Source organism: Argonema antarcticum A004/B2 (assembly GCF_023333585.1).
Taxonomy (GTDB): domain Bacteria; phylum Cyanobacteriota; class Cyanobacteriia; order Cyanobacteriales; family Aerosakkonemataceae; genus Argonema; species Argonema antarcticum.
Genome location: NZ_JAIQZN010000040.1, coordinates 24,057 through 35,102 on the forward strand (window position 1 = coordinate 24,057; position 11,046 = coordinate 35,102).

At 44.4% G+C, this 11,046-nt stretch carries 5 protein-coding genes; 2 read left to right on the top strand and 3 right to left on the bottom strand.

Annotated elements, in window-relative coordinates; genetic code table 11:
* Positions 1-7 precede the first annotated feature (7 nt).
* Together LAY57_RS17820 and LAY57_RS17825 are read right to left on the bottom strand one after the other, a co-directional pair.
* On the bottom strand, positions 8-5,572 hold the full coding sequence (locus LAY57_RS17820; RefSeq protein WP_249068147.1) for a trifunctional serine/threonine-protein kinase/ATP-binding protein/sensor histidine kinase: 5,565 nt from the start codon (positions 5,570-5,572) through the stop codon (positions 8-10).
* 478 nt (positions 5,573-6,050) lie between these two features.
* On the bottom strand, positions 6,051-7,004 hold the full coding sequence (locus tag LAY57_RS17825; RefSeq protein WP_249068148.1) for an NAD-dependent epimerase/dehydratase family protein: 954 nt from the start codon (positions 7,002-7,004) through the stop codon (positions 6,051-6,053).
* A gap of 88 nt (positions 7,005-7,092) precedes the next feature.
* Here LAY57_RS17825 and purD point away from each other — a divergent pair, with 88 nt between their 5' ends.
* Both purD and nblS read left to right on the top strand, forming a co-directional pair.
* Positions 7,093-8,388 carry a phosphoribosylamine--glycine ligase gene (gene purD / locus LAY57_RS17830; RefSeq protein ID WP_249068149.1) on the top strand — a complete coding sequence of 432 codons (1,296 nt, stop codon included), beginning with the start codon at positions 7,093-7,095 and terminating at the stop codon, positions 8,386-8,388.
* Positions 8,389-8,464: 76 nt separating this feature from the next.
* Positions 8,465-10,474, top strand: coding sequence for a two-component system sensor histidine kinase NblS (gene nblS / locus LAY57_RS17835; protein WP_249068150.1), 2,010 nt, complete (start codon positions 8,465-8,467; stop codon positions 10,472-10,474).
* Positions 10,475-10,531: 57 nt separating this feature from the next.
* On the opposite strand, the gene LAY57_RS17840 is transcribed toward nblS, so the two are convergent.
* Positions 10,532-10,786, bottom strand: a complete 255-nt coding sequence (locus LAY57_RS17840; protein ID WP_249068151.1) for a hypothetical protein — start codon at positions 10,784-10,786, stop codon at positions 10,532-10,534.
* Positions 10,787-11,046: the final 260 nt, after the last annotated feature.

Sequence of the window (11,046 nt, forward strand, 5' to 3'; positions counted from 1 at the left end):
GCCTCTTTCAAACAAATGCTTGTACGGAGATTTGGAGAGATTGCTGTTTCAGCGGAATTTTGATGATAAATTCCGCTCCCTCTCCAGGTGCAGAAATACACTCGATCCTACCTCCGTGTTTTTCCGTCACAATCTGGTAACTAATCGACAACCCCAAACCAGTACCCTTACCCATCGGCTTCGTCGTAAAGAACGGGTCAAACAGTTTAGAGCGTACCTCCTCCGTCATCCCAGGGCCATTATCCTTAATCCGAATTACCACAAAGTCATTGGTCAGTTGTCGGTTGTTCGTTGTTTTTTGTTGAGAACCACTGACCGCTGACGACTGACGGCTGACAATTTCTGTGCGAATCCGAATTTCCTTCTCACTGGTGAGTCTGGCTTCATCCATTGCATCAATCGCATTTGCCAAGATATTCATAAATACCTGATTCAGCTGTCCGGGATAACACTCTATGGGGAGCAAAGAGCCATACTCTTTAACTACGTCGATCGCTTTTAACTCTCCTTTTGCTTTCAGGCGATGCTGTAAAATCATCAACGTACTCTCCAACCCCTCGTGAATGTTGACTGCCCTGGCACTCCCTTCATCAACTCGTGAGAAGTTGCGTAACGATTGCATAATATCGTAGATGCGGTCAGTTCCCACTTGCATCGAAGAAACCATTCTTGGCAAGTCTTCCATCAAGTATTCTAGCTCAATTTCTTCTATTTCTTCTTGAATCTCCGCTGGCGGATTGGGAAAGTGCTGCTGGTAAAGATTCAAAAGATTGAGCATATCTTGTACATACTCAGAAGCATGATGTAGATTGCCATTAATAAAACTGACGGGGTTATTCACTTCATGAGCTACCCCGGCAACAAGCTGTCCCAAGCTAGATATTTTCTCAGTTTGAACCAGTTGAGCTTGTGTCTGCTGCAACTTGTACAGATATTCTTCTAATGCTTGGTTTTTATCTCTCAGAAGCGCTTCTGAAGACTGCAAAGCGGCATTTTTACTATCCAACTCTTGATTCTTAGCTTCCAGTTGTTGAGAGTAAGTTTGCAACTCCTCGTAAAGAGTCGCATTTTCTAGTGAGATAGATGCTTGTGTTGCGAAAAGTTTTAACACAGACAACCGGGCAGAGGTAAAAGCTCCCACTGTTAAGTTATTTTCCAAATAAAGGATGCCCGTAAATTTACCTTGATGGATAAGCGGCAAACATAAAATTGACTTGGAATGAGTTCTCAGGATGTAAGGGTCGTTGCTAAAAATTCCCTCTTGTCTCGCATTATTTAATACCACAGATTCTTTGGTTCTTTCCACATAGTTGATAATAGCGACAGGCAAATCTGGACGTGCTGAAATTTTCACAGATGGCAGCACTCGGATTTTGTCTTTCTCTACGGCACCCTCTGCTACCAGCAGCAACTCGCCTCCTTTTTTTAAGAATAGAAGTCCTTTTCTCGCGCCAGCACTCTCGATGAGAATGTGCATCAATTTATCCAGCAACTTGCCGAGAACGATTTCAGAAGAAATCGCTTGGGAAGCCTTCGTTACTGTGACCAAATCCAGTGCAGACGCACTCCCTCCCGTCGTCGAGGTAGTTGTCCTAGTCACATCGAAGCCGGGGTCTTCCCGCTTCAGTATCTTCAAGAAGAATTCAGGATATCTTTCTTCTAAATCTCTGACTTTAGCTTTGGCTCCCCAGCGAATATATCCATAGTAGGCTTCAGTCAGATAAGTTTGAGCAATCTTCTCTCTGCCACGGGAGAAATGAAACTCTGCCGCTAGTTCATTGGCAATAGCTTCTTCTTGAATATATCCTTGTTCTTTGGCTTCTTTTATTGCTCGGTCATAATACTCCATTGCTTTGACGTCTTGGGACAAGACTCGCGCTTTCTCTGCTTCCACGAGATCGTACTTATGCTGATAGTTCGACGGGGCATAAAATGCCCATTTCTTCATTTTTTTCTGATTCGCCACCACTTTCTTCATCTGTTTGGTCTTCTCAATTGATTCGGCAGTGGGGTACAGAACCAGGAGAGCTAGAGAATAGTAAAAGTTGTGGGCCGCAAAAGCCGGAGAACCGACGCCGCCTTCTGCGTATTTTTCCGCCAATCTGGCTTGTTCAACAGACTGAAAATAATCTTTAAACAAATACGACAGAAAAGCTTTCAGAAAATAAAAAGGAAAAATCAGCGTTACATTATTTTTTTTGATTAAGAAATCCAGCATTTCTGTTTCGTTAAAACATTCGCCTATTAACCTGCATCTATCCGCAGATCTATCCATTAAATTTAAGACTGTTTGACTCCAGATGTTTGTTGTTATTAACTGGAATTCCTGTTTAAGTTTTACCATCATATCCTGATATTTAGCCTGTTTATGTGCTAAATATTCCAGATGTTCACCTATCAAAAAAGGGTAGGTGCAATAGTCCATAGTGCTATAACAAGCATATTCTATATCTCCGACTTCAAAACCCAGTTTAATTTGCTCCAAAAACACTTCGCTGCTTTCCCTAATATGGTCTTTACAGTGCCGGATCACAGCATTAAATACTATATTTACTTTCGGTTTGAGTTCTCTAGCATCAAATTGGTCAACCAGCTTCACAGCCAGTTGACCAAATCGATATCCAGAGTCGATGTCTCCGACAATATGACACAGGATCAAGCCATAAAAATCATAAGCGTAAGCGACCTGCGGAGAATTCCCATGTTTGAGACAGAGATTAATCATTGTAACTGTAACCAGCGGGAAAAGAGCGGGAGCCACAAAAAAAACTGGACTAAATACGGTCATTAAGATCCGCATAGCCGCTAGTTTATAAGCATCGGTCATTCCTGGGAGGTCTGCTAACTCCTCAATCTTCTTTCTTCCCAGCATCAGCTTTGTCTTAAGTAACCCCATTAAAATATTCAGTTTGCTAGGATTTTTAGGCAAGGAAACTCCCAGCATCTTTAGAACTGGTAGCGCCGTATCTATCGCGGCTTGCATCTGGTTTTGAGCGATGTAAAACTGGATTTTTTTTTCATAAACCAGCACTTTTTCGAGCAGGGTTTTAGCGCGTTCGATGACAACATCAGATAATTCTTTCGCTCGATCAAAATTAGTATTTAGATATTCTGCTGCTATTGTTTCCACAAAAATATCTCGCGTCAATTCATAATGAGTATCCCAACTCTCTGCTGGAAGTAATTGCAAACCAACATTCAAATACCTAACAGCGGCATCATAAGCTGTTGCAGCTAAAGCTCTTTTACCAGCCATCAAATTCAATTTTGCTAATTCTTCTTTTTCGGCCTCCCCTGTAATGAATTCCACCCCTATGTTCAGTTGGTTGACAATATCAAAAAGATTTTCAGCCAAAGCGAATTTAGCGGTCTTCACCAACAACAACTGACCAATTTTTAGGTGAGTAGCTTTTCTCTCAGCTTCTGGAATCAGAGAATACGCTGCTTGCTGCACCCGGTCATGCAAAAATTTATAACCTACTTTTAAATCTTTAACTTGCCAATATTTCTGTTCTGATTCCTCAACAAATAGGGGTATTTTATAATCTGTGGAAAGAGGCAAAATTAATCCTGCTTGCAACGATTCCCACAACTCATCGGCAGTATTTAACAGCGATTTTTCATTAACAACTGCCAGATTATCTAAGTTAAACGTATTGCCAATACAAGCAGCTAGCTTTAAAACGTGCTGAGTTGACACAGCCAGTTTTTGAATATTTCTAGCCACCAGTTCAACAACATTAAAATCTGTGATGCCAATAGATTGAATTTGCTCTAAATCCCACAACCAGCGACCTTCGCTAAAATCAAACGTCAGCAGTTTCTCCGAATACAGCGTAGAAAGCAGAGTCGTCAAAAAGAAAGGATTACCCTGAGTTTTGTTGAAAACTAACTCAGCTAACGGTTTTGACCTCTCCCCCAACCCCTCCTCTGCAAGGGAAGGGGGTTGGGGGGTTAGGTTTTCACCCAAAGTATCGCTTACTAAAGCAAAGACGTGGGAGAAATCCAAAGCATCTAGAACAATATTATTAACAACCGCCCCAGCTTGCTGAATCTTCTCTATAGTCTGAATTGTGGCATGAGTCGGACTAACTTCATTATCTCGATACGCCCCTATCATCAACACATATTTGCTACCCGCATCGGTCATCATCAGCTCGATTAACTTCAAAGAAGCTGAATCTGCCCACTGTAAGTCATCTAAGAATAAAACGAGCGGGTGTTCTTTTTGTGCAAAGCAGCCGATAAACTTTAGAAATACTGCATTAAAACGATTTTGAGATTCAGTCGGCCCTAACTGTATTACCGCCGGTTGTGCTTCTATAATCCATTCCACTTCCGGAATTACATCAATGATAATTTGACCGTTTTCTCCTAACGCTTCTAATAACTTCGATTTCCAAATAGCAATATTTTCCGGATTTTCTGTTAATAGCTGACGCATCAATTCCTGGAAAGCTTGAATGAGAGCAGAATAAGGAATATTCCGCTTAAACTGGTCAAACTTACCGCCAATAAAATACCCGCGTTGCCTTACAATTGGTTTGTGAACTTCATTGACTACTGAAGTTTTACCAATCCCCGAATAACCGGAAACCAGCATCATCTCAGTGCTGCCAGCAGCGACACGCTCAAAGGTTGCCAACAGTTCGGCGACTTCTGCTTCCCGTCCGTAGAGTTTTTGGGGGATGAGAAATTGGCCGGATTTATCCATGTTTCCGGGAACGAAGTTGACAATTTTGCCGCTGGAGATTAGCTGATTAAAGCAGGTTTCTATATCCGCTTTGATTCCCAAAGCGCTTTGATATCTGTCTTCAGCGGTTTTTGCCATTAGCTTCATCACAATATCGGAAACCGCTAGAGGAATCTCTGAATTCATCTGATGCGGCGATACTGGTGTTTTAGCAATGTGGCAGTGTACTAATTCCAGCGGGTCGTTGCTTTTAAAAGGCAGTTGGTCTGTGAGGATTTCATAGAAAGTGACGCCTAGAGAGTAAAAGTCGGTGCGATAATCAATGGAGCGATTCATCCGCCCGGTTTGTTCCGGGGAAATATAGGCGAGGGTTCCTTCGAGTAAATCGGGACTGCTAATTGTAGGTGTTTCTCTGGTAAGCCGAGAGGCGATGCTAAAATCAATGAGTTTGACAATCCATTTTTGGGGATCGATCAGGATATTTTGGGGTTTAATATCTTTATGAATAATATGATTATTATGCAGTTCGTGCAGAGTTTGTACTAGCTGACGGGCGATGGAAAGAAATGCGAGTATGGGTATTTTTTGCTCGCTCATTAATTTTTTGAGGGAGTCTCCCTCAAAATCTTCCAATATTAGGGCTAAACCGTTCTTATAGTTTTCTAAACCTATTGCTTTGCCAATGCCTTCTATATTGAGTGGCTGGATAATTTTATATTCGTGCCGCAATCGGGTAATTTCTTCGAGGGTGGGATACTCTGCTTTGAGAGTTTTGATAATTACCGATGTCTGTTCTGGCGACTTGATGCCGCGATAAATCACAGTTTTAACACCTTCATGAATGGCTGAGGTGAGTTGATAACCTGGGAGTATCAGCATGATTGAAATCCTCCGTATTTCGGTATCTTATGTTAAGATTTATGAATTTATTTGGCCATCAGGGTAAATATAGTCTTTTTTTACCAGGGTATAGCAAAGTGCTTCGGCTTTAGTGCTTTAGTGCAAACACAGTCGCTTCCTTGCTTTGAGCGATAAACACTGTCCTAACCTATGTGACTATGACTATAATTTTAAAATCAGCTTATTTGAGGATAGCTTTTTACTGCGGTTTTTGGCAATAAGTTTTTTATCTTTGAATGTATGGGTATCATAGAGCCGTTAGCGGCTCTATGATACAAGGTATGCTAAAACTTTTATAAAATCTGTAAATGAAACTTAGCGGTTTATGTTTTGCCTAGAGCAAGCGCTTTGCAGCTTTCTTTGCTAAGGAATTAGGTTGACCCGATATTCCCAGTTAGAAACTGTCAACCCATAACAGAGAACTCTAGAAATTGATGCAACAGTTCAAAACCTCTTGCTAGGCAGCGTACAACGCTTTAATCCACTCCCATTCCTGGGTTAAACCCTCTTGCAGCGAGACTTTTGGCTGATAACCCAATAACTTCTGCGCTTTAGACACATCCGCACTTGTGTGACGCGCATCTCCCTTCGCTGCTTCGATGTGATTTCTGCGAATGGGACGCCCGACAATTTTTTCCATCGTGTCTAGCACTTCGGTTAATACTACGCGACTACCGCCGCCAATGTTGAAAACTTCGCCAACCGCTGCTGGTGCGGTTGCAGCTGCTAAATTGGCAGCAACTGCATCGCTGATGAAGGTGTAATCCCGTGTTTGCTGTCCGTCGCCGTAAATAGGAATCGGTTCATCTAGCAGGATAGTTCTGAAAAACTTATGAAACGCCATATCGGGACGTTGGCGGGGGCCATAAACTGTAAAGTATCGCAATGAAGCCACAGGAACGCCAAAATTTTTGTGATATAATCCGCACAAATGTTCGCTAGCCAATTTGGTCATTCCGTAAGGAGACACAGGCTGAGGACAAACCGATTCTGAAGTTGGGAAGGTTTCGGCGTTACCGTACACCGAAGAAGAGGATGCGAACACAAATCGCTTGAGGTGTTTAGCTTCTTTTGCTGCTTCGAGTAAAACTTGTGTGGCGTTAATGTTCCGTTCTGTATAAGCGCGGAAACCATCGCCCCAACTGGCACGGACGCCTGCTTGAGCTGCTTGATGATAAACTACTTCTGCATCGGCAAGTAATGCTGCCCAATCGACAGACTGGATATCGGCTTCGATTAAGTTAAAATTCGGATGATTTTCAAAACTTGAAATATTCTTGCGTTTCAAGCCGGGATTGTAGTAATCATTAAAATGATCGACGCCGATTACTTGCTGTCCTTGGCTCAACAAAGCTTCGGCCAGGTGAGACCCAACAAAACCGGCTGTCCCCGTAACTATACTTATAGCCATAAACTCCCTAGACTAATGCGCGAATATATCTAAACTGCAAATTAGCATTTTATCCTTAAAAATTGGAGATCGATCGCACGAGGATAATGTGAAGATTTTAGTTGTTGGCAATGGCGGACGCGAACACGCGCTAGCTTGGAAGCTGCTGCAATCCAAGCAGGTTGATGAGGTATTCTGCGTACCGGGGAATGGCGGCACGGTGTCCCTGGAACGCTGTCACAATCTACCTATAAGGCTAGATGATTTTGCGGCAATTGGACGTTTTGCCCAAGAAAATGATATTTCTCTGGTAGTAGTTGGCCCCGAAGTGCCGCTGTCGCTGGGAATTGCAGACTATCTGCTGGCTCAAAATATCGCTGTGTTTGGCCCGACGAAAGCGGGTGCTGAGATTGAGGCGAGTAAGGCATGGGCGAAGGATTTGATGGCAGAAGCGGGAATACCGACGGCTAAATCGGCTGTCTTTACGGAGAAAGAAGAAGCTAGAGCATACATTAAAACCCAAGTAGCACCAATTGTGGTCAAGGCAGATGGTTTGGCAGCTGGAAAAGGGGTGACAGTGGCCCAAACTATAGATGAAGCTTTGTCTGCCGTGGCAGACATTTTTCAGGATGGCTTCGGCAAGGTGGTGATCGAAGAATGTTTAATTGGTGAAGAAGTATCGGTTTTAGCCTTGACGGATGGCTTGACAATTCGCCCCTTGTTACCCGCTCAGGATCATAAACGAATTGGGGATGGGGATACGGGGCCAAACACGGGGGGTATGGGAACTTATGCTCCAGCACCTCTCTGTACGCCGACTCTGCTAGAACAAGTAGAACGGGAAGTTTTGCAGCCTGCGATCGCAACTTTACAAAAACGCGGCATTCACTACGTAGGCGTTCTCTATGCTGGATTGATGATTGCACCAACAGGAGAACTAAAAGTGCTGGAATTTAACTGTCGCTTTGGCGATCCCGAAACTCAAGTCATTCTACCGCTACTGGAAACGCCATTGGAAGAATTGCTCCTAGCCTGTACCCAAAAGCGACTAGCCGAGATGCCGCCCATTCGCTGGAAAACAGGAGCCTGCGTCTGCGTGGTGATGGCTTCTGGGGGTTATCCGGGAGACTATCAAAAGGGTAAAGAAATTACTGGCATCGAGCCAGCCCAGGCAAAAGGAGCGATCGTCTTTCACGCTGGGACGCTGGCCCCAGACAATCCCAAATCCGCGAGCCAAAATCCCAAATCCGATGGTGGGCGGGTTCTGGGAGTCACAGCGATTGGAGAAAACTTCGAGGATGCTCAAGCCAAAGCTTACGCAGCAGTCGATTGTATCCAATTTGAAGGCGCGTACTATCGGCGAGATATAGCCCAAAAAGCTATCAATAGCACGATCGAGGTTTAAAGTATGAAATATAAGCGGTAAAGAGTAAAAAAACTTTACAGTTATATTTCATCCTTTATACATCCTCTTTCCTAAGATGCTGGCTCTCCTGAAAACGATCCGAGAAGTCATTGCCCATTGGTGGTCAGAGTTTACACTCCAGACGCGGCTGATGGCAGCGGCCACCTTAGTAGTCTCCTTGCTTATGAGTGGGCTAACCTTCTGGGCTGTCAACACAATCCAGCAGGATGCTCAACTCAATGACACCCGCTTCGGTCGGGACTTGGGGCTGCTGCTGGCAGCCAATGTAGCGCCCTTAGTTGCAGAAAACAATCTGGCTGAGGTCGCCCAATATTCCCAACGCTTCTACGGCAGCACCACCAGCGTGCGCTATATGCTTTATGCGGATGAAGCTGGGAAGATTTTCTTCGGTCTTCCCTTTTGGGAATCAGAGGTGCAAACTTCTCTCACCATTGAGCGTCGGATTCAGCTGCCAGCTGATTGGGCCGATAATCCTGAGTTGACAATGATGCGACAGCACATCACCCCGAACGGAACAGTCACGGATGTGTTTGTCCCTTTAACTCACGAAGGCAAGTATCTGGGCGTTTTGGCGATCGGGATTAACCCCAATCCGACTGTGGTCACTTCCTCAAATCTGACGCGGGATGTGACGATCGCAGTTTTTGTCTCCATCTGGGTAATGGTAATTCTCGGTGCCGTTTTCAACGCCCTGACCATCACCAAACCAATTAAAGAGTTGCTGGTGGGGGTGAAAAACATTGCTGCCGGTAACTTTAAGCAGCGGATTGACCTGCCCCTGGGAGGAGAACTGGGCGAGTTAATCTACAGTTTCAACGAAATGGCGGAACGCCTAGAAAGTTATGAAGAGCAAAATATTGAGGAACTGACATCGGAAAAAGCCAAGCTAGAAACGCTGGTTTCGACGATCGCAGATGGCGCAGTTTTGCTTTCCACCAGTTTGCAAGTAATTTTAGTCAATCCCACCGCCCGTCGTATGTTTGGCTGGGAAGGCGTTGATGTTGTGGGGGCTAATGTCCTGCACTATTTGCCTTCCCCAGTATCCGTAGAACTAACACGCCCTTTATACCAGATGGCGGCAGGCAATGGCTACAAAGAAGGTGCCGAGTTCCGACTTACCCTGACTGAGCCTACAGACCGCACCGTTCGCATCCTACTCACCAATGTTCTCGACCAGCACCGGGAGAGCATCAAGGGTATTGCAGTGACGGTGCAGGATATAACCCGCGAGGTGCAATTAAACGAAGCTAAAAGCAATTTCATCAGCAACGTTTCTCACGAACTGAGAACTCCCCTGTTCAACATCAAATCTTTTATCGAAACTCTACACGAATACGGTGAAGACCTCACCGAAGAACAGCGGCGGGAGTTTCTGGAAACTGCCAATAACGAAACAGACCGCCTCACCCGCCTCGTCAACGACGTTCTCGATTTGTCGCGCTTGGAATCTTCCTGCCGAATTTATCACTTGGAGGCAGTAGATATCATCTTGCCTATAGAACAAACCCTGCGAACTTATCAGCTCAACGCTCGCGATAAAGGCATCGAGCTGCGAAAGGAAATTAGCCCCGACCTGCCGTTGGTTTTAGGTAACTACGACCTCCTGCTGCAAGTCTTTGCCAATTTAGTTGGCAATGCGCTCAAATTTACTGAATCTGGGGGGCAGGTGGCAATCCGCGCTTATCTAGTAGAAGAAGAGTTAAAAATCGAGCCGCACGAAGAAACTCATCAGTCAAAACTGTCTCCCATAGTGCGGATTGAAATTTCTGATACGGGAATCGGCATTGCACCAGAAGATCAGCACGCGATATTCGATCGCTTTTTCCGTGTGGAAAATCGGGTTCATACCCTGGAAGGAACTGGTCTGGGACTTTCAATTGTCCGCAATATCATTGAAAAGCATCACACCAAAATACACCTGAGCAGTGAAGTCGGCATCGGTACAACTTTCTGGTTCGACTTAGCAGTTTTTCAAGAAAAAACTGCACTTGTACATAATAATAATCAGATGCTTGTTGAAGGTTCACCGTTATCGGAAAGCACCACTACTGCGAGTTTATTTTAGAGGTTCGATTATGCGTTACGGCTGTTGCCTAACGCATCCTACGAATCTGCGATCGATTCACTCTCCATCAGTGCGCCGAATCAAGTAACGGACTTCTTCGAGTAAAACATTAAATCTTTGATCGCTTTCGGTTTGGCGTTGTTTAAATAATTCCATATCGCGCTGATTCTGTGCAGCTATTTGTAGCAACGCTTGAGTCGTTATTTTCATACCATCGATGCTATCACGCATTTCACCTATGCTATCACGCATTTCACTAACGCTTGACGCTAAGCTATCAAGCATTGCATCTGTCCATCGTTCTACTGCCATTTGCTTTTCTCAATATTGCTCAAAATTTTCACTTCTATTTTATCGTTTTACGAGATTGCTTGGCAGTATGAGTCTGGCGATCGCAATACTTAGAATGCGATCGCTTGATTTTTAAGACAGTTACTACAAATTTAATTTCAAGTAAACAAAGACCTAATAATGCCCTCAAACACCTGACAAAGAGATGGCCTAGTTTCGGGACGCGAGTTAACCTCCGGGTCGGGTTGAGAGCTGTTATGGTAGAGCGTACATTCTCTGGC

Bases quoted from the DNA above. Each gene is read 5' to 3' on its own strand.
- LAY57_RS17820 (WP_249068147.1), bottom strand. From the start codon at position 5,572: ATGCTGATACTCCCAGGTTATCAACTCACCTCAGCCATTCATGAAGGT.
- LAY57_RS17825 (WP_249068148.1), bottom strand. From the start codon at position 7,004: ATGGCTATAAGTATAGTTACGGGGACAGCCGGTTTTGTTGGGTCTCAC.
- LAY57_RS17840 (WP_249068151.1), bottom strand. From the start codon at position 10,786: ATGGCAGTAGAACGATGGACAGATGCAATGCTTGATAGCTTAGCGTCA.
- nblS (WP_249068150.1), top strand. From the start codon at position 8,465: ATGCTGGCTCTCCTGAAAACGATCCGAGAAGTCATTGCCCATTGGTGG.